Annotated in this window: 23 protein-coding genes; 18 read left to right on the forward strand and 5 right to left on the reverse strand. The window is 60.0% G+C overall.

What is annotated here, in order from left to right; all coding sequences use genetic code 11:
• From VGK14_RS10165 to VGK14_RS10235, 15 genes are all read left to right on the forward strand, one after another.
• On the forward strand, positions 1 to 691 hold a 691-nt coding region (locus VGK14_RS10165; RefSeq protein WP_331508964.1), incomplete at its 5' end, for a sigma 54-interacting transcriptional regulator.
• A gap of 255 nt (positions 692 to 946) precedes the next feature.
• The gene (gene nifB / locus VGK14_RS10170; protein ID WP_331508965.1) at positions 947 to 2,515 is read left to right on the forward strand and encodes a nitrogenase cofactor biosynthesis protein NifB; all 1,569 of its coding nucleotides are present in this window, start codon (positions 947 to 949) and stop codon (positions 2,513 to 2,515) included.
• Between the two features lie 37 nt (positions 2,516 to 2,552).
• Entirely contained in the window at positions 2,553 to 2,774 is a 222-nt protein-coding gene (locus VGK14_RS10175; protein ID WP_331508966.1) for a 4Fe-4S binding protein, read from the forward strand.
• Positions 2,775 to 2,783: 9 nt separating this feature from the next.
• On the forward strand, positions 2,784 to 3,167 hold the full coding sequence (locus tag VGK14_RS10180; protein WP_331508967.1) for a HesB/IscA family protein: 384 nt from the start codon (positions 2,784 to 2,786) through the stop codon (positions 3,165 to 3,167).
• Positions 3,168 to 3,171: 4 nt separating this feature from the next.
• Positions 3,172 to 3,681, forward strand: coding sequence for a hypothetical protein (locus VGK14_RS10185; RefSeq protein WP_331508968.1), 510 nt, complete (start codon positions 3,172 to 3,174; stop codon positions 3,679 to 3,681).
• Positions 3,674 to 4,438 carry a 4Fe4S-binding leucine-rich repeat protein gene (locus VGK14_RS10190; RefSeq protein ID WP_331508970.1) on the forward strand — a complete coding sequence of 255 codons (765 nt, stop codon included), beginning with the start codon at positions 3,674 to 3,676 and terminating at the stop codon, positions 4,436 to 4,438. The genes VGK14_RS10185 and VGK14_RS10190 overlap by 8 nt, the downstream gene beginning before the upstream one ends.
• Complete coding sequence (locus VGK14_RS10195) at positions 4,431 to 4,739, forward strand: nitrogen fixation protein NifZ (RefSeq protein ID WP_331508971.1); 309 nt, start codon at positions 4,431 to 4,433, stop codon at positions 4,737 to 4,739. The genes VGK14_RS10190 and VGK14_RS10195 overlap by 8 nt, the downstream gene beginning before the upstream one ends.
• The gene (locus VGK14_RS10200) at positions 4,732 to 4,971 is read left to right on the forward strand and encodes a nitrogen fixation protein NifZ (RefSeq protein WP_331508972.1); all 240 of its coding nucleotides are present in this window, start codon (positions 4,732 to 4,734) and stop codon (positions 4,969 to 4,971) included. The genes VGK14_RS10195 and VGK14_RS10200 overlap by 8 nt, the downstream gene beginning before the upstream one ends.
• A gap of 5 nt (positions 4,972 to 4,976) precedes the next feature.
• Positions 4,977 to 5,324, forward strand: coding sequence for a DUF3024 domain-containing protein (locus VGK14_RS10205; RefSeq protein ID WP_331508973.1), 348 nt, complete (start codon positions 4,977 to 4,979; stop codon positions 5,322 to 5,324).
• On the forward strand, positions 5,321 to 6,469 hold the full coding sequence (locus tag VGK14_RS10210; RefSeq protein WP_331508974.1) for a cysteine desulfurase family protein: 1,149 nt from the start codon (positions 5,321 to 5,323) through the stop codon (positions 6,467 to 6,469). The genes VGK14_RS10205 and VGK14_RS10210 overlap by 4 nt, the downstream gene beginning before the upstream one ends.
• Before the next feature lie 39 nt (positions 6,470 to 6,508).
• Entirely contained in the window at positions 6,509 to 6,709 is a 201-nt protein-coding gene (gene nifT, locus VGK14_RS10215) for a putative nitrogen fixation protein NifT (RefSeq protein ID WP_331509035.1), read from the forward strand.
• Position 6,710: 1 nt separating this feature from the next.
• The gene (locus VGK14_RS10220; protein ID WP_331508975.1) at positions 6,711 to 6,971 is read left to right on the forward strand and encodes a hypothetical protein; all 261 of its coding nucleotides are present in this window, start codon (positions 6,711 to 6,713) and stop codon (positions 6,969 to 6,971) included.
• Positions 6,968 to 8,122, forward strand: coding sequence for a DegT/DnrJ/EryC1/StrS family aminotransferase (locus tag VGK14_RS10225; protein WP_331508976.1), 1,155 nt, complete (start codon positions 6,968 to 6,970; stop codon positions 8,120 to 8,122). The genes VGK14_RS10220 and VGK14_RS10225 overlap by 4 nt, the downstream gene beginning before the upstream one ends.
• 26 nt (positions 8,123 to 8,148) lie before the next feature.
• The gene (locus VGK14_RS10230; RefSeq protein ID WP_331508977.1) at positions 8,149 to 9,003 is read left to right on the forward strand and encodes an SIR2 family protein; all 855 of its coding nucleotides are present in this window, start codon (positions 8,149 to 8,151) and stop codon (positions 9,001 to 9,003) included.
• A gap of 13 nt (positions 9,004 to 9,016) precedes the next feature.
• Positions 9,017 to 9,247, forward strand: coding sequence for a zinc ribbon domain-containing protein (locus tag VGK14_RS10235; RefSeq protein WP_331508978.1), 231 nt, complete (start codon positions 9,017 to 9,019; stop codon positions 9,245 to 9,247).
• Positions 9,248 to 9,300: 53 nt separating this feature from the next.
• Here VGK14_RS10235 and VGK14_RS10240 read toward each other — a convergent pair whose 3' ends face one another.
• From VGK14_RS10240 to VGK14_RS10260, 5 genes are read right to left on the reverse strand one after another with little or no spacing between them, the layout of a single operon-like run.
• Positions 9,301 to 9,714, reverse strand: coding sequence for an ArsC/Spx/MgsR family protein (locus VGK14_RS10240; protein ID WP_331508979.1), 414 nt, complete (start codon positions 9,712 to 9,714; stop codon positions 9,301 to 9,303).
• Positions 9,711 to 10,586, reverse strand: coding sequence for an ADP-ribosyl-[dinitrogen reductase] hydrolase (gene draG / locus VGK14_RS10245; RefSeq protein WP_331508981.1), 876 nt, complete (start codon positions 10,584 to 10,586; stop codon positions 9,711 to 9,713). The genes VGK14_RS10240 and draG overlap by 4 nt, the downstream gene beginning before the upstream one ends.
• Positions 10,579 to 11,406 carry an NAD(+)--dinitrogen-reductase ADP-D-ribosyltransferase gene (locus VGK14_RS10250; protein WP_331509036.1) on the reverse strand — a complete coding sequence of 276 codons (828 nt, stop codon included), beginning with the start codon at positions 11,404 to 11,406 and terminating at the stop codon, positions 10,579 to 10,581. The genes draG and VGK14_RS10250 overlap by 8 nt, the downstream gene beginning before the upstream one ends.
• Positions 11,399 to 11,989, reverse strand: coding sequence for a hypothetical protein (locus VGK14_RS10255; RefSeq protein ID WP_331508982.1), 591 nt, complete (start codon positions 11,987 to 11,989; stop codon positions 11,399 to 11,401). Before VGK14_RS10255 ends, VGK14_RS10250 begins: the two co-directional genes overlap by 8 nt.
• Positions 11,986 to 12,381, reverse strand: a complete 396-nt coding sequence (locus tag VGK14_RS10260) for a group II truncated hemoglobin (protein ID WP_331508983.1) — start codon at positions 12,379 to 12,381, stop codon at positions 11,986 to 11,988. The genes VGK14_RS10255 and VGK14_RS10260 overlap by 4 nt, the downstream gene beginning before the upstream one ends.
• Positions 12,382 to 12,885: 504 nt before the next feature.
• Here VGK14_RS10260 and nifH point away from each other — a divergent pair.
• The 3 genes from nifH to nifK all read left to right on the forward strand — a co-directional run bounded on the left by nifH (position 12,886) and on the right by nifK (position 17,013).
• A complete protein-coding gene (nifH, locus tag VGK14_RS10265) occupies positions 12,886 to 13,761 on the forward strand; it encodes a nitrogenase iron protein (RefSeq protein WP_331508984.1) in 876 nt (291 codons plus the stop codon).
• A 122-nt stretch (positions 13,762 to 13,883) separates the two neighbouring features.
• The gene (gene nifD, locus VGK14_RS10270; RefSeq protein ID WP_331508985.1) at positions 13,884 to 15,335 is read left to right on the forward strand and encodes a nitrogenase molybdenum-iron protein alpha chain; all 1,452 of its coding nucleotides are present in this window, start codon (positions 13,884 to 13,886) and stop codon (positions 15,333 to 15,335) included.
• A 118-nt stretch (positions 15,336 to 15,453) separates the two neighbouring features.
• The gene (gene nifK, locus VGK14_RS10275; RefSeq protein WP_331508986.1) at positions 15,454 to 17,013 is read left to right on the forward strand and encodes a nitrogenase molybdenum-iron protein subunit beta; all 1,560 of its coding nucleotides are present in this window, start codon (positions 15,454 to 15,456) and stop codon (positions 17,011 to 17,013) included.
• Positions 17,014 to 17,056 lie beyond the last annotated feature (43 nt).

Genomic DNA, 17,056 nt, shown 5'->3' on the forward strand with positions numbered 1-17,056 from the left:
CATCTCTCCGGTGTTCCAGGTCAAGCTGCTGCGTGTACTGCAGGAGCGTGAGTTTGAACGCGTCGGCGGCAACAAGACGATCAAGGTGGACGTACGCTTGATATGCGCCACCAACCGCAACCTGGAAGAAGCAGTCAGCAAGGGCGAGTTCCGCTCCGACCTGTATTTTCGCATCAATGTCATTTCCATCTTCCTGCCGCCATTAAGGGAACGGCGCGACGACATTCCGCTGCTGGTGGAAAATATCCTGGCTCGTTTCAACCGTGAAAACAGTGCCAAAATCGGCATCACGCCGGAAGCCATGCGCGTGCTGTCTAATTGCCACTGGCCCGGCAACGTGCGCGAACTGGAGAACTGCGTGGAGCGCTTTGCCACCATGGCGCGCAGCAGCGTTGTCCGCGAGGTGGACATCCCCTGCCAGACCAACCAGTGTTTGTCCTCCACCCTGTGGAAATACCAACCCAAGAGCGACGTCATCCCGATTGCACCGATTGCGGCAGATCCGGAAAGGCACACAGTGGCCGAAGAAGTTATCGATGTACCGGAACGCCCTTCGGAACGCAAACAACTGATCAATGCTATGGAAAAAAGCGGCTGGGTGCAGGCCAAGGCCGCGCGCCTGCTCAATCTTACCCCGCGTCAGATGGGCTATGCGCTGAAGAAATACAATATCGAAGTGAAGAAGTTTTAGCGGCGAGCCAACTTTAAAGAATCGTAGCGAAAATTTGACTGGACGAGTTTCCTTTACGTCCGACAGGCTGTTAATCCGGCGTACCACACTCCCCGACCACTGTTTCCTTTATGACAAACGCAATACGACTTTGTCGTAATGGCGACAAGCCGTAGAAACACGCCAACATATTGATTTAAAATAACTTAAACAAAAATACCTCAATGGCACGCGACTTGCTGATACCCCAGTAAATCCTTTACCGAGGGCATCAACATGGAGATCGCACTGCAAGACGCGCTATCGGGCCATAGCCGGCTCAAACCGTTAAACGGCATCAGGGTCGAGGTGGCAGGGCAACCGGCCTCTTCCGGCTGCGGGACTACGGGCGGCGAGGGCAAGGCCAGTTGCGGCTCCTCGGATGGCCAGAACGACATGCCGCCGGAAATCTGGGAAAAGGTGAAGAACCATCCCTGCTATTCCGAGGAAGCCCATCACCACTATGCCCGTATGCACGTTGCCGTGGCGCCGGCCTGCAACATTCAGTGCAATTATTGCAATCGAAAATACGACTGTTCCAACGAATCCCGCCCTGGCGTGGTATCGCAGAAGCTAACGCCGGAACAGGCGGTGAAGAAGGTCATCGCGGTCGCCAGCGAAATCCCGCAGATGACAGTGCTGGGCATTGCCGGCCCCGGCGACGCACTGGCCAGTCCGCAGAAGACCTTCGAGACTTTCCGCATGTTGCAGGAGCAGGCACCCGACATCAAGCTGTGCCTGTCAACCAATGGTCTGGCGCTACCGGATTATGTGGATGAAATCTGCAAGTACAACATCGACCACGTCACCATCACCATCAACATGATCGATGCGGCAGTGGGCGAGAAAATCTACCCATGGATTTTCTACAACCACAAGCGTTACTACGGTCGTGAAGCGGCACAGATACTGACTGACCGTCAGATGCTGGGGCTGGAAATGCTGACCAAACGCGGCGTGCTGACGAAGATCAATTCGGTGCTGATCCCTGGCATCAACGACGAACACCTGTACGAGGTGAATCGGGCGGTTAAATCGCGCGGCGCCTTCCTGCATAACATCATGCCGCTGATCTCGGAAGCGGAGCACGGCACCGTGTTCGGCCTCACCGGCCAGCGCGGTCCCTCCGCTCAGGAGCTGAAGGACGTGCAGGATGCCTGCATGGGCGGCGCCAACCTGATGCGCCACTGCCGCCAGTGCCGTGCCGACGCGGTTGGTTTACTCGGTGAGGATCGCAGCGACGAATTCACACTGGACCAGATCGAACACATGGATGTGGTGTACGACCTGGAAAAACGCCGTGCCTACCAGGAAAAGGTCGAAGCCGAGCGCCAGGCTCAACACGACGCCAAGCAGGCAGCACTGGCTGCCCAGAGTGGTACCGACGATGGCATGAAGGTGCTGGTCGCCGTCGCCACCACCGGCGGCGGCAAGGTCAACGAGCACTTTGGCCATGCTACTGAGTTCCAGATTTTCGAACTGACGCCCTCCTCCGCCACTTTCGTCGGCCACCGCCGCGTCGATCTCTATTGTCAGGGCGGTTTTGGCGAGGACGAGCAACTACCGTCCATCGTCAATGCCATCAACGACTGCCACGCCGTGCTGGTAGCCAAGATCGGCGCCTGCCCACGCGATGAGCTGAAGGCCGTCGGCATCGAGCCGGTGGATGCTTACGCCCACGACTTCATCGAAAAGGCAGCGCTGACCTGGTTCGCCGATTACCGCGCCCGCGTGGCCAATGGCGAAATCGCGCATCGGGAGCGTGGCGATGCCGCCATCCGCCAGGGCGCATTCATGGCGGCCTGACAGGCCACCCTCAACGCATTTTCAAAAGGAGAATCAAATGGCATACAAGATCGTCGGTTCACAGTGTACGGGTTGTTCGGCTTGCGAGCCGGAATGCCCGAACCAGGCCATTTACGAGAAGAATGGCGTGTTTTTCATCAAGCCGGAAAAGTGCACCGAGTGCATCGGCCATTTCGACGAGGCGCAGTGCGTCGCCGCCTGCCCGGTGGACAATACCTGCATCATCGACACCGCCTATCCGCGTTATCAGGCTGCATAAGGAAAAATCATGGAACTGACAATCACTCCGAAAGCGGAAAAATTCATCGGCCGCATGATCCGCTTCAACGGCGGCACGCCGGAGCACGGGTTTCGTCTGGTGGTCAGCCCCGGCGGCTGCTCCGGCCTGAGCTCGGAATTCACAGTGGAAGCCGGGCCGCTGGAAGGCGATGCCACCGTGGAAGCGAGTGGGCTGAAGCTGTTTCTGCCGGCAGAGTCCAGGATTTTACTGGACGGCGCCACCATCGACTTCAAGGATACGCCGCTGGAATCCGGCCTGACCTTCATCACCCAACAGGCGGAAAGCTGCGGTTGCAGCAGCAACTCCAGCGGCCACGGCGAGCATTCCGGTCCGAGCACGGTCAGTATCGCCAGCATCCAGCGCAAGCACTGATGTCATGGAAGGCGAAGCCATCGAAAATGTCTGGTTCGCCACCCGCTACCGGAGCCTTCCCACGGTGGCGGAAGAGCAGCTCAGGCTGGCGAGCATGGCTTATGCCGACGATACCAAAGCTGAAATGCATCTGGCGCTGGCCAAGGCTGTCGCGCCGAACAATCCGGTGGTGCAGGTTGGGGAATACCGCTACTACTTCTACAAGGGCCGCCTTGCGGAAGCCCTCAAGGTTGCCGTGACCTGCCTGGTGTCGGTAGCCGCGGAATTGCGGTTGCCTGCAAGGTGGCAGGAAGTCACGCCCAGCCACGCCGATTTTCGCAACGACGAACCGGCGCACCGTTTCTACTTGTTCGCACTGAAGGCCTATGCCTATCTGCTGCTGCGCCTCAAGCGCATGGACGAAGGCCGCGCCGTGGTGGACAAGCTGCTGCAACTCGACCCCGACAACAAGGTTGGCGGCAAGGTGTTGCTGGACGTTCTGGAGCGCATCGGCAAGGACGACTACGATGATTGAGAGCGATATCCCTGCCCTCGGCTGGCAAGGCGGCCCGATTGATTGCTCCGGCTGCATCCATCAGGACAGGCTGGCCAAAGGCACCTGCGCGCCTTTGCGTTCCTGTGTGCACGACCGCTATGCCAAGCGCATCGACCGTTTTTTCGCGACTAATCCCGGCCTCGCCAGCCAGCACATCGACCACCCCTATTTCGAAGTGCGTGCCGTCGCGGCGAAATATCTTGACCTATTCCAGCTCAATCGGCTGATTCATGATCCCGATGAAACGGTACGCGCCAGCGTCGCACTGAGGTTGCCGTCCAAGCTATTGGGCAAGCTGATCCACGATCCCGACCGCGAAGTCCGGGTGCGCGTCGCCTCCCGGCTCGAATTGCACGATCTGCCCGCCATGCTGCACGACCCCGACTACTACGTGCGGGTGGTGATCGCGCGCCGCATCGCACCCGGACTGCTGTTCCACCTGGTGCGCGACCCGGATTCCTCGGTACGGCACGAAGTGGCGGCGAAGATCGGCGGCGAGTGGCTGCCCATGCTGGCCAACGACAGCGCGGAGGAGGTGCGCCTCACCGCCATCCGCCGCATGCCGGCCGGCCTGCTCGCGCCATTCCGATTCGACGCTGACTGGCGTGTACGCTTCGAAGTAGCCCAGCGCGTCCCGGTGCAATATCTGGCGGATCTGGCACAGGACGAGGACGAGACGGTAGCCGCCGTGGCGCGTGACCGCCTGCACCCCGAACAGGAGCACACCCATGGCTGACATCAGCCGCGACAGCGACGTGGTCGAACTGGTCAATCCGCCCAAGTTCGAATACGGCCAGAAAGTGCGCTCGAAAAAATACGTGCGCAACGACGGCACCTTTCCCGGACGCGAAGTAGGCGACATCCTGGTCAGCAAGGGCGATGTCGGCTATGTCACCAGCATCGGTACTTTTTTGCAGCAGTTCTACATCTACGGCATTGATTTTTACGAGCTTGGCTACCGCGTCGGCATGCGCGGCAAGGAGCTGGAGCTGGCTGAAGCAATCGTCAATGAAGAAAAGGAACAAAGTCATGGCTGAACCGCGTGAACCAAAATTTCAGTGGGGTCAGCCTGTGATAACCGAGACAGACCTGGTCAACGACGGCAGTTATCCCGACGCCCCGCTGGAAGCGCTGCTCGCCGCCCAGGGTGCACGCGGCGAGATCGTCAACGTGGGGCTGGTGGAAGAAACCGGTGAGCCGGTGTACCTGGTCGAATTCGCCGATGGCAAGGTGGTCGGTGTGTTCGAGGAAGAACTCTCGCCGGCCTGACCGTGATGATCGCCGAACCCATCTACGAAACGTTGTGCCCCCACCCCAACGAGGTGGATCGCAAGCGCATCGAGAAAACGCTGGCCGAGCGCGAGCGCTACAAGTACGTCGCGCCCAGCGTGCTGCCGGACGTGGACGGCTACCTGGTGCGCAGTCCATGCTGTTCGAGAACCATTGACCCCGACGGTGGCGAAATCGACATCGCGCGCATCGAGTTCCAGGAAGGCGGCTTCTGGCGCCTGTATCAGAAGGACGACGCTAACCAGCGCTGGCGCGCGCATTCCGAATACCTCAGCCTGCCCACTCTGCTGGCGCGGCTGATTGCAGATCCGAAACGGGAATTCTGGCGATGAGCACTTTTTATTTCGACAACAACGCGACCACGCGCGTACTGCCTACGGTGCTTGAAGCCATGCTGCCGTGGTTCTCCGAGCAGTACGGCAACGCTTCCAGCAGCCACCACCTCGGCCAGCATGCCAAGGCGGCACTGGTGGCAGCACGCGCGGCAGTAGCCGCTTTTGTCGGCGCCAGCCCGGCAGAAATTGTCTTTACCAGCGGCGCGACCGAGGCCAATCACATGGCGATCCTGGGCGCGCTGGCGGCCGATCCGACACGACAGCGCATCGTTACCAGCGTAGTCGAGCATTCCTCCACGCTGTGCCTCCTCGCCCACCTTGCCGCACAAGGCGTGGAGGTAGTGCAGGTGCCGGTGCAGCCCGGTGGCGAGCTCGACATGGCGGCACTGGCCGATGCCGTCACGGATGACACCGCGCTGGTCACCCTGATGCACGCCAACAACGAAACCGGCGTGTTGTTCCCGGTGGCCGCAGCCGCAGCCATCGCGCACGCCAGAGGCGCGGCGTTTCACACCGACGCGGCGCAGACCGCCGGCAAGATCCGGATTGACGTGCGCCAGATCGGCTGCGACCTGCTGTCATTCTCCGGCCACAAGCTGCATGCGCCCAAGGGCGTCGGTGTGCTTTATGTGCGCAAGGGTTTCGCCCTGGAGCCGCTGATTTACGGCCACCAGGAGCGCAACCGGCGCGGCGGCACGGAAAACCAGGCCGGTATCGTCGGACTGGGCGTCGCCTGCCGCCTGGCGCAGGAATACCTGGTCCACCACGCAGGCCGAGTCGATGCGCTGCGCGACCGGTTGCAGAGCGGCATCCTGGCACGCATGCCGTTTGCGCGGTTCAACGGCAGCGCGGCGCGCGTACCCAACACTTGCAGCCTGAGCTTCCCCGGTCTGCACGGCGAAGAACTGCTGCACCGCCTGGACCAGGCCGGGGTCATCGCCTCGCAGGGCAGTGCCTGTACCGCAAACGGCACCGAGCCCTCTCACGTACTGCTGGCAATGGGCCTGAGCCGGGATGAAGCGCTCTCCTCGGTGCGCTTTTCGCTGTCGCGCGAGACCACCGAGGCCGAGGTCGACATTGTGGTGAAAACCATGGCGGCCGTGGTCGAGGCCATGACCGCACCGACATCGGTGGCGGCCTGATGCAAATTTTAAACACCGAAAGGACAGATCGTGAAAGTGATGATACGGCGCAACGATAAGGGTGAGCTCTCGGCCTACGTGCCGAAGAAAGACCTGGAAGAACCCATCGTGGGGCAGGAAAAACCGGACTTATGGGGCGGCGTGGTCAAGCTCGCCAATGGCTGGCAACTGGCGCTGCCGGAAATGGCGGCCGACACGCGGCTGCCGATTACTGTCGAAGCACGCCGACTGGGAGAATGACATGTGCATTTCCCTGGACACATTGAATGAAATCGAGCTGTCGCTGGCTGAATTCCGCAAGCTCACGCAGAATCCTCTGGTCATGCTCAAGGGCTGCTTTCCCGAACTTTCCTTCGTGCACATGTCGGCGTCCGACATCCCGGAAACGCCATTCCGCTCGCTGCCTGACTACAACCTTTACCTGCTGGACGGGCGCGAGCATTGCGTGCAGCTGACCAGCGACCCCGCCCATGCCACCGGCATCGTGGTCGCGCACCGATGACCGATACCTGGATTCCGCTGTCCGATCCGGACTACTCCGCGGCGGAAATTGCTGCGGTACAGGCCGTGCTCGGCCGTTCGCAGCAGAGCGACGGCCCGTTTACCGAGGCGTTCGAGGCTGCGTTCGCGGCTTATCTCGGCCGCCGGCATGCGGTAGCGGTGAGCAGCGGCACGATCGGCCTATTGCTCGCGCTCAAGGCGGCCGGCATCGGTGCCGGCGACGAGGTGGTCGCCCCCGGCTACGGCTGGCGCCAGACCGCGCAGGCCATTCCCTGGAGCGGTGCCACGCCGGTGCTGGCCGATATCGACTACTGGTCGCAGACACTGGCGCCGGACAAAGCCGAGGCCAAGGTCACGCAGCACACTCGCGCCATTCTCGCCAACAACGTCAACGGCCACCCGGCGGACTGGACGAAGCTGCGCGAGCTTGCCGACAAATCACATGCGCTGCTGATCGAGGATGCCACCGAATCCATCGGCTCGCACTATCAGGGCAAGATTGTCGGAAACTTCGGCGACGTGGCGGTGTTCGACTTCTCGCAGCCTTCGGTGCTGTGCTGCGGGCAGGCCGCCATGATCGCCACCGACGATGACACGCTGGCCCTGAAATTGCGCCATTATCGCAACCGCCGCCGTGACGAGCGCGGTTCGCTCACCGCTACCCTACGCCCGCCGCTGGACGCCGGAATTTCCGAGCTTGCCGCCGCGCTGGGGCTGATCCAGTTGCAGCGCCTGCCGGAAATCCTCGCCCGCCGCAAACAGGTGGAAGCCTGGTACCAGGCGCAAATTTCCAGTTTCGAAGGCATCAAGCCGCCATACATCGCGCCCGGCGTGGAGGAAGTGCACTGGCTGCTCTACACCGTGCATCTGGGGACAAGATTCACCGCCAGCAGCCGCGACGCGCTGGTGGACGACCTGGAAACCGAACAGGTGGAAGCCGCCGCCTATTGCCGCCCGCTGCACCTGCAACGCGCCTATATCGAGCAGTATGGCACCCGCAAGGGCGATCTGCTGGTCACCGAAAAAGTCGCCGACCGCGCCATCGCGCTGCCCTTTCACGGCCAGATCAGCGAAGACCAGGTGGCCTTCATCGTCAAGACCGCCAAGGACGCCTCGATCAATGTCGGCGCCGGGGCGGCGATCTATCTCTAATTGAAATTCAGCAAGGATCAATGGACATGAATACCCACCCGTTGCAGGAAATAGCCACCGGCCTGGCTGTCGGCACCGTCGTCCCCTACCTCGGACCTGATGTGCTTAAACTGGAACCGGCAACCTGCCCGGTGCCCGCCACGCCCACCGACCTGGTAAAACTGCTCGCCAGCAAGGTCAGCGTGCCGCACAAGATCCGCAACAACCTTACCGCAGCCGCCCAGTTCATCGAAAACTTCAAGCACCGCAAAACCGTGGTCAGCCTGATGAACGAGGCCTTTGCCCCCGGCGTGCAACCCAACACCCTGCACCGCTACCTCGCCGGCCTCACCAAGAAACCGCTGCTGATCGTGGATGCCTGGTACGACGCCGCCATGGCCCAGGCGCTGGCATCGCGCGGCAACTGGGGGCAGATCCAGGGCGTATCGCAGGCGGAGCACTTCGGCGAATGGGTGCATTACTTCGACGACAAGGGCAACCCGGTCGAAGCCAAGGAGGCCGATACCTGGCACATCGTGCTGTACAAGCCGCTGGGATCCATCATCCCGGAGAAAAACTTCATCATATCGGACTCAGACTTTGTCGAAGTCCTGACCGAAATCGACATCCAGACGCCGATCCCACCCAGAGTGCAGGAACTGCGCACCGGAGCCAACTTCCTGTTCCTCGGCTGTCGTTTCAACAACCAGCTCACCCGTACCTACGCGCGGCAGGTCATGAAGCGCTCCTCCGACAAGCACTGGGCCGTGATCGAAGGCCCGCTCACCCGCATGGAACAGAAGTTCCTCAGTGAGCAGAACATCACGCGCATCGACATGCCGCTGGCGAAGTTCACGGCGTGGCTGCAAAGCGGGCAAACCTGCCGGGCGCTGGCGGTCTAGAAAGGAGCTTTATATGCCTCTTTACGATTTTCGTTGCAACACCTGCAACAAAACCCTGGAAATGCTGGCCAAGGCCGACAGCACCCCATGCTGCCCGGAATGCAGCGGCACCATGGAAAGGCTGCTCTCCTGCCCGGCCCCGCCCGGCCAGAGCGCCGGCATCATCGCCAGCGCCCGCGCACAGGCCGCACGCGAAGGCCATTTCAGCAACTACAAGTCTTCGGAACGGCCGCGCAGCAAATAACCCCGATAGCGGAAAAATGCTGAATCTGTGACTCCATTAACCGTGTATTTGGGTTAAGGGCACGGTTTCGCATCGTGCCTTTTCGGACAGCTTTCCGGATCCCCTTCCACTTGTCTGTTCAGCCCTAGCCAGGCATCGATCGACGCCTGATCGAAACCCACCTCGAAACGGCCATCGGCCTCGATCAGCGGGCGGCGGATCAACAGAGGCTCGGCGCGCATCATGGCCAGCGCGGTTGCAGCATCCACCTCTTCCGGAACCAGTTCGCCAGATTTGACCCTGGGTGCGGCACGGTTGAACCATTCGGCAACCGGCCGGTTGCCGAAAAAGGCCAGCAGGCGCTCCGCAGTCCAGTGTTCGGTGAGCAGGTTTTTGGCAAGTACGGTATGCCCTGCCGCGGCCAGCAGCACTTTCTGGCGGGCATTATTGGCGCAGCCGGGTTTTTCATAAAAGATCACGGTGGTCATGGCAGCTTTCCTCTCAATAGTGCATTGGTTTGTCGTTCGATTTCTTCCCGCACTGTCGGGTCGAGCCGTGCCAGCCAGCGTAGCGGAATCGCTTTCACGCCGTACAGCGCGCCGGCCAGCATGCCGGCGATGGCACCGGTGGTGTCGGCGTCCTCGCCGCGGTTGACGGTTTCCACCACGCAAGTCTCGAAGCTGTCGGTATGGAAAAAATGGTGCAGCACGGTCTGCATGGTGTCGACGATGTAGCCGCTGGCGCGGCCGGGGTAAGGCAAAAAGCGGAACTGCGGGTGGGTTTCGACCAGCGCATTGGCGAGTTTGCGACATTCCTTTACCCCCTGCCCGGCCAGCAGTGCGTGCACCATGCGACCCAGCGCCAAAGTTGCGGCATCCGACAGTGGGTGATGATGGGTGATATGCGCCTGTTCGATCGCGGCCTGTTGAAAGGCCGCATCGTGGCCAAAGGTTGCCAGCGCCACCGGCAGGATGCGCATGGCCGCACCGTTGCCGCCGTCGCCGTCGCTGGGCGGCGCTTGCAGCGTGCCATCCAGCATGTAGCGCCGGATGCCGCGGCGGCAGGTGTTGCCGACATCGATAGGATGGTGCTTGAGCCAGGCGGCGAACTGTTCCGCGGCGGTGCGTGCATCCCAGCCGCCCGCCTGCATCCAGGCACGGCCCAGGCAGAGCGCCATTTCGGTATCGTCGGTGATCTGCCCCGGCTTGAGCTTGAGCCAGCCGCCGCCGGTCATTTCGCGATGTGTGCCACGCTGGGCAATTTCGCGGCGGGTAAGGAATTCCACCGGCGCACCCAGGGCATCGCCCACGGCAAGGCCGAGGTAGGCACCGATGGCTCCGGAATGCAACCGCTCAGGCATAGCTCGCCCTGACCAGGTAGTTACCGCCCAGCGCCAGTACCTCGCCCTCGCCGGCAAGCGGCGCTTTGGCCAGCAGGCCGGGAAAGAACAGCAATTTTACCGCCGGCACCTGGGCCTCCAGTATCCAGTCGCCGAACTCGTCGGCGCGTTCTCTGGATGTCGAGAACGACACCAGGTTGTTGAGCCGCACCACACACTCGCCGCAACGCAGGCGGCCTTCCACGACCATCTGCTCGTCGTGGCGGTTAACCCCGCGCCACAACCTGGCGTGATCGCGCGCCGGCTGGCCGAAACGGCGAATAGCCCATTGACAGTATTCGTACAGCAGGTCGAGCTGGGCGTGGATGCAGTTGTTGTGAAAGCGGCTGGAGAACTTTTCTTCCAGGTAGGCCACCCATGCGGGCGATAGAAAGCGTTCCAGCGGTGCCTTGTGATAGGTCGGCATCAGCCCAAAGCGGCTTTCCACCCAACCCTTGAGCACGGCACCCTGCGGGCCGTTGGCGTCGAAGCCCCAGCCTTCCAGCAGTTTGAGGTAACTCGAACGAAACCGGCGCCGTTCCGCGCCTTGCATTTCCGGCGTGGGCGATGTGAGACCGAAGGCGATTTCCAGGTAATGACGGAAAATTTCCGCGGCCTCGGCCATGCCCTGCGCTTCAGCCAGCAACCGGAACAGGCCGCGATGCGTTTCGCGGGCGCCGGCGATGTTCAACACCAGGGGATGCGCGTTGAACTCGACGGATGCGATCAGCCCCGCCGGCAAACCGACCAGGTTGGTTGACTGCCAGCGTTGCGGATCGATTTCTGCGACTGGATCAGACAGGCCGGTTCTCGTTCGGGTTGCGCACCGGCCCCATCAGCTTGAGGCCTTCCTCATAGCTGATGACCGGGTAGCTGGCGGAAAACTTGAGTGCCTTGTCGGCCACCGTGTCCAGCTTGGAGGCGGTATCCAGCTTCTTGAGGTCGTTTTTTTCCAGGCGCAGCAGTTCCAGCAGTTCGTTGTACACGGTGGACTCGTCGAGCGGCAGGATGTAGAACGTCGCGCCGCCCATGCTGACCTGGTACTTCTTCAGCAGGTCGATGTTGTTGCAGAACAGGAAATACTTGCCGTCCGCAAGCAGCGTATCGCCCAGCGCATCGGCCAGCGGTTTCAGGTATTCGAAGGAAAGCAGGTAGGCGGCGATGAACGGGATGCCGGACTCGCCTGCGTGAGCGACTGCCATCACCTGGTCGGCGGTAATTTCCGGCGGGCGTGCCTCATCGGCTACCTGCGGAGCGAACTTGATGGCGATTTCGCCACGGAAGCCGAAACGGCCGGGTTTCTTGGTGGCCTCCTTGACGACTGGATTCTGCAGGCGTTTTTCAGCCTCCAGCCTGGCGAAAGCAGTTTGTGCGAGCGTGGTCATGCGTGGTTACTCCCTCTGTCGTTACGAATGAAATTTGCGGTTTTGAAAAAAGCTTGTTCGAGTTGCTGCCTGAGTGTCGCATTGGCGACGACATCCTCCATCGCACGGCGCATGCACAGCATCCAGGCATCGCGTTCGGACTCGCCGATGGGGAATGTCATATGCTTGTGGCGCAGCCGCGGATGGCCGCGCTCGGTCGAATACACCTTGGGACCACCCATCCACTCGACCAGGAACTTGACCAGCACGTCCTTCACCGGCGTCAGGTTGGCCCCGTGCATGGCACGGATGGCTGCGGCCTCGGGTAGCGACTCCATATGAAAGTAAAAACGCTCCACCAGCCTGGCGATCGGCGCCTCGCCGCCAATGGCGTCGAAATGCGGATTCCGCATGCCCTGTGGCACGGGATGCAGTCCAGGGCGCTGGTTAGGAGATATCTGGTTGGTCATGTTCTTGCGTCAGGAGATAGCAGTTTCATTAACCACCTTCTGCAAGTGTCATACCAGCATGCTGGAAAAAACGGCGCAGGATGCCGGAACCCTGCAATCATGCGGCTAGCAGCTGATTTGCATGGAAAAAAACGGCAATTTTCCCGGATTTATCTAAAAGGATTTTCCTGTCCGTTATGTAACGTCATCTCCTGGCTTTGTCGGGTTTGCGACAGCCGTAAAAACCTCTCGCACAAACCAGAAAATAAACTTTTTATATTTATTTTTCATTGTGTTACGAATTTTTTAAGGGGTTGGCACACGCTTTGCAGTGACTGGCTTGCATGGCCGACAAACCATCCGGCGCCGGATAAGAAGAGTGACGTGTAGCGACTCGGAAGCGGAATACGGGCTGCGAACTTTAGATTACGGCTTAACGAATTTTTACTTTACGAAGGAGCATCAATCATGGCTGCATTGCGTCAAATTGCTTTCTATGGCAAAGGCGGTATCGGCAAGTCCACCACCTCCCAAAACACTCTGGCTGCGCTCGCCGAAATGGGCCAGAAGATACTGATCGTCGGCTGCGACCCCAAGGCCGACTCCACCCGCCTGATTCTGCACGCCAAGGCACAGGACACCGTGCTCTCCCTGGCTGCTGAAGCCGGTAGCGTGGAAGACCTGGAACTGGAAGACGTGATGAAGGTCGGTTATCGCGACATTCGTTGCGTGGAGTCCGGTGGCCCGGAACCCGGCGTTGGTTGCGCTGGCCGCGGCGTGATCACTTCCATCAACTTCCTGGAAGAAAATGGCGCGTATGACGGCGCAGACTATGTTTCCTACGACGTGTTGGGCGACGTGGTTTGCGGCGGTTTCGCCATGCCGATTCGCGAGAACAAGGCACAGGAAATCTACATCGTCATGTCCGGTGAAATGATGGCCATGTACGCGGCCAATAACATTTCCAAGGGTGTTCTGAAGTATGCCAATTCCGGCGGCGTGCGTCTGGGCGGCCTGGTGTGCAACGAACGCCAGACCGACAAGGAACTGGAACTGGCTGAAGCACTGGCCGGCATGCTGGGCACCAAGCTGATCCACTTCGTACCGCGCGACAACATCGTTCAGCACGCCGAACTGCGCCGCATGACAGTGCTGGAATACGCACCGGAATCCAAGCAGGCTGAGGAATACCGCCAACTGGCACAGAAGATTCACGCCAACGCTGGCAACGGCACTATTCCAACCCCCATCACCATGGATCAGCTGGAAGATCTGTTGATGGACTTCGGCATCATGAAGAAGGAAGACGAAAGCGTCATCGGTAAGGCTGCTGCCGTTGCTTAAGTAGCAAATCTGGCGGGGAGCTTGCTCCCCGCTGGCCCCCTCGGAATCTGTTTCAAAAGTTGCGGGGGCCTAGAGTTCAACCAACTTTTGAAACAGATTCTTATTAGATACAGGAGAAAGAAATGAGTGCTACCGCTGAAGCCCGCGTCACCGGCGCGGAACTGATCGAGGAGGTCCTCAAGGCCTACCCCGAAAAGGCCGCCAAACGGCGCGCCAAACACCTGAGCGTGCAGGAGGAAGGCAAGACCGACTGCGACGTCAAATCCAACATCAAGTCGCTGCCCGGGGTGATGACCATCCGCGGCTGCGCCTACGCCGGTTCCAAGGGCGTGGTGTGGGGTCCGATCAAGGACATGATTCACATCTCCCACGGCCCGGTCGGTTGCGGCCAGTATTCATGGGCCTCACGCCGCAACTACTACATCGGCACCACCGGCATCGATTCCTTCGGCACCATGCAGTTCACTTCCGATTTCCAGGAAAAGGACATCGTGTTCGGCGGCGACAAGAAGCTGGAAAAGATCATCGACGAAATTGAGGTTTTGTTCCCGCTCAACAAGGGTATCTCCATCCAGTCCGAGTGCCCGATCGGTCTGATTGGCGACGACATCGAAGCCGTCGCCAAGAAGAAAACCAAGGAATACGACGGCAAGACCATCGTGCCGGTGCGTTGCGAAGGCTTCCGCGGGGTATCGCAATCCCTCGGCCACCACATCGCCAACGACGCCGTGCGCGACTACGTATTCGACCGCACCGATCCGGAAAAGAACAAGTTCGTCGGGACTCCGTACGATGTAGCCATCATCGGCGACTATAACATCGGCGGCGATGCCTGGTCTTCCCGCATCCTGCTGGAAGAAATGGGGTTACGTGTCATAGCCCAGTGGTCCGGCGACGGTTCTATTGCCGAACTGGAAAACACCCCCAAGGCCAAGCTGAACATCCTGCACTGCTACCGATCGATGAACTACATCAGCCGCCACATGGAAGAGAAGTTCGGCATTCCCTGGGTGGAATACAACTTCTTCGGCCCCTCCAAGATCGAGGAGTCGCTGCGCAAGATTGCCAGCTTCTTCGACGATTCCATCAAGGAAAAAACCGAGCTGGTGATCCTTAAGTACAAGGCGCTGACCGATGCGGTAATCGCCAAGTACAAGCCGCGCCTGCAGGGCAAGAAGGTGATGCTGTTCGTCGGCGGCTTGCGTCCGCGCCACGTGATCGGCGCCTATGAAGACCTCGGCATGGAAGTGGTCGGCACCGGCTACGAATTCGGCCACAACGATGACTACCAGCGTACTACTCATTACGTCAAAGACGGCACGCTGATCTACGACGACGTCACCGGCTATGAATTCGAGAAGTTCGTCGAAGCCGTGCAGCCCGACCTGGTCGGTTCCGGCATCAAGGAAAAGTACGTGTTCCAGAAAATGGGCGTGCCGTTCCGCCAGATGCATAGCTGGGACTACTCCGGCCCATACCACGGTTACGACGGCTTCGCCATCTTCGCCCGTGACATGGACATGGCGATCAACAACCCGGTTTGGGGCCTGACCAAGACCCCCTGGAAGAAATAACCAACAGGATATAAACCTCAATATGTAGGGTGGGTTAGCGTAGCGTAACCCACCACCCGTTCGGCGGGTTACGGCGCCTCAAACGCCTAACCCACCCTACAGATAAAGGAGCCTCAAAATGAGTCAGAATGCTGAAAAAGTACTAGACCACTTCAACCTGTTCCGCGAACCCGAATACAAGGAAATGTTCGCGAAAAAGAAACAGGAATTCGAATACCCGGTTCCCGCCGAGGATCTGCAAAAGACCATCGAATGGACCAAAACCGTTGAATACCGCGACAAGAACTTCGCCCGCGAAGCCCTCACCGTCAACCCTGCCAAGGCCTGCCAGCCGCTGGGCGCGGTGTTCGCCGCCAACGGCTTCGAAGGCACCCTGCCCTTCGTGCACGGTTCGCAAGGCTGCGTGGCGTACTATCGCTCGCACTTCAGCCGCCACTTCAAGGAGCCGACCTCCTGCGTATCGTCCTCCATGACCGAAGATGCGGCGGTGTTCGGCGGCCTCAACAACATGATCGACGGCCTCGCCAACTCTTATAGTCTTTACAAGCCCAAGATGATCGCGGTTTCCACCACCTGCATGGCGGAAGTGATCGGCGACGACTTGAACGCCTTCATCAAGACTTCCAAGGAAAAAGGCAGCATTCCCGAGTCGTTCGACGTGCCGTTCGCCCATACTCCAGCCTTCGTCGGCAGCCATATCACCGGCTACGACAACGCGCTCAAGGGCGTGCTGACCCACTTTTGGGACGGCAAGGCTGGTACCGTGCCCGCGCTGGAACGTAAGCCCAACGACAGCATCAACTTCATCGGCGGCTTCGACGGCTATGTGGTCGGCAACAACCGCGAAATCCGCCGTATTTTCGACCAGTTCGACATCAAGTACACCATGCTGTGCGACCCGTCCGATGCATGGGATACCCCGACCGACGGCGAATTCCGCATGTACGACGGCGGCACTACGCTGGAAGACACCGCCAACGCCATCCACGCCAAGGCTACCATCGTAATGCAGACCATCAGCGCGGAAAAAACCGCCGCCTTGATCGAAGAGCACGGCCAGGAAGTGGTACGGCTCCATCACCCGGTGGGCGTAGCCGGCACCGACAAGTTCCTGATGGAACTGTCGCGCATCACCGGCAAGGACATTCCCGACAGCTTAACCAAGGAACGTGGCCGCCTGGTAGATGCCATCGCCGACTCCAGCGCGCACATCCATGGCAAGAAGTTCGCGCTCTACGGCGACCCCGACCTGATGCTGGGTCTCACCGCCTTCCTGCTGGAACTGGGCGCGGAGCCGGTGACGGTGTTGTCGACCAACGGCGACAATGATTGGGCGGCCAAGGTGCAGGCGCTGTTCGATGCCTCCCCATTCGGCAAGAACTGCAAGGTCTATCCGAAGAAGGATCTGTGGCATATGCGCTCGCTGCTGTTCACGGAGCCTGTGGATTTCCTCATCGGCAACACCTACGGCAAGTATCTGGATCGCGACACCAAGACGCCGCTGATCCGCATCGGCTTCCCGATCTTCGACCGCCACCACAAGCACCGCTACCCGGTGTGGGGCTACCAGGGCGCGCTGAATGTACTGGTGACCATTCTCGACAAAATTTTCGACGAGATGGATGCCGACACCAACGGCATCGGTACCACCGACTACAGCTTCGACATCATTCGTTAAACAAGCGATCGGCATTCAGCTTTCAGCCTAAAAAGCTGATCGC

The sequence above is a fragment of the Novimethylophilus sp. genome, from assembly GCF_036504375.1.
Classification (GTDB): domain Bacteria; phylum Pseudomonadota; class Gammaproteobacteria; order Burkholderiales; family Methylophilaceae; genus Novimethylophilus.

Coding starts and splice junctions, on each gene's coding strand:
- VGK14_RS10240 (WP_331508979.1), bottom strand. CDS start 9,714: ATGACCACCGTGATCTTTTATGAAAAACCCGGCTGCGCCAATAATGCC.
- nifD (WP_331508985.1), top strand. CDS start 13,884: ATGAGTGCTACCGCTGAAGCCCGCGTCACCGGCGCGGAACTGATCGAG.
- VGK14_RS10255 (WP_331508982.1), bottom strand. CDS start 11,989: ATGACCACGCTCGCACAAACTGCTTTCGCCAGGCTGGAGGCTGAAAAA.
- VGK14_RS10210 (WP_331508974.1), top strand. CDS start 5,321: ATGAGCACTTTTTATTTCGACAACAACGCGACCACGCGCGTACTGCCT.
- nifT (WP_331509035.1), top strand. CDS start 6,509: ATGATACGGCGCAACGATAAGGGTGAGCTCTCGGCCTACGTGCCGAAG.
- VGK14_RS10230 (WP_331508977.1), top strand. CDS start 8,149: ATGAATACCCACCCGTTGCAGGAAATAGCCACCGGCCTGGCTGTCGGC.
- VGK14_RS10195 (WP_331508971.1), top strand. CDS start 4,431: ATGGCTGACATCAGCCGCGACAGCGACGTGGTCGAACTGGTCAATCCG.
- nifK (WP_331508986.1), top strand. CDS start 15,454: ATGAGTCAGAATGCTGAAAAAGTACTAGACCACTTCAACCTGTTCCGC.
- VGK14_RS10175 (WP_331508966.1), top strand. CDS start 2,553: ATGGCATACAAGATCGTCGGTTCACAGTGTACGGGTTGTTCGGCTTGC.
- VGK14_RS10220 (WP_331508975.1), top strand. CDS start 6,711: ATGTGCATTTCCCTGGACACATTGAATGAAATCGAGCTGTCGCTGGCT.
- VGK14_RS10190 (WP_331508970.1), top strand. CDS start 3,674: ATGATTGAGAGCGATATCCCTGCCCTCGGCTGGCAAGGCGGCCCGATT.
- VGK14_RS10185 (WP_331508968.1), top strand. CDS start 3,172: ATGGAAGGCGAAGCCATCGAAAATGTCTGGTTCGCCACCCGCTACCGG.
- nifB (WP_331508965.1), top strand. CDS start 947: ATGGAGATCGCACTGCAAGACGCGCTATCGGGCCATAGCCGGCTCAAA.
- VGK14_RS10200 (WP_331508972.1), top strand. CDS start 4,732: ATGGCTGAACCGCGTGAACCAAAATTTCAGTGGGGTCAGCCTGTGATA.
- nifH (WP_331508984.1), top strand. CDS start 12,886: ATGGCTGCATTGCGTCAAATTGCTTTCTATGGCAAAGGCGGTATCGGC.
- draG (WP_331508981.1), bottom strand. CDS start 10,586: ATGCCTGAGCGGTTGCATTCCGGAGCCATCGGTGCCTACCTCGGCCTT.
- VGK14_RS10260 (WP_331508983.1), bottom strand. CDS start 12,381: ATGCGGAATCCGCATTTCGACGCCATTGGCGGCGAGGCGCCGATCGCC.
- VGK14_RS10235 (WP_331508978.1), top strand. CDS start 9,017: ATGCCTCTTTACGATTTTCGTTGCAACACCTGCAACAAAACCCTGGAA.
- VGK14_RS10225 (WP_331508976.1), top strand. CDS start 6,968: ATGACCGATACCTGGATTCCGCTGTCCGATCCGGACTACTCCGCGGCG.
- VGK14_RS10205 (WP_331508973.1), top strand. CDS start 4,977: ATGATCGCCGAACCCATCTACGAAACGTTGTGCCCCCACCCCAACGAG.
- VGK14_RS10180 (WP_331508967.1), top strand. CDS start 2,784: ATGGAACTGACAATCACTCCGAAAGCGGAAAAATTCATCGGCCGCATG.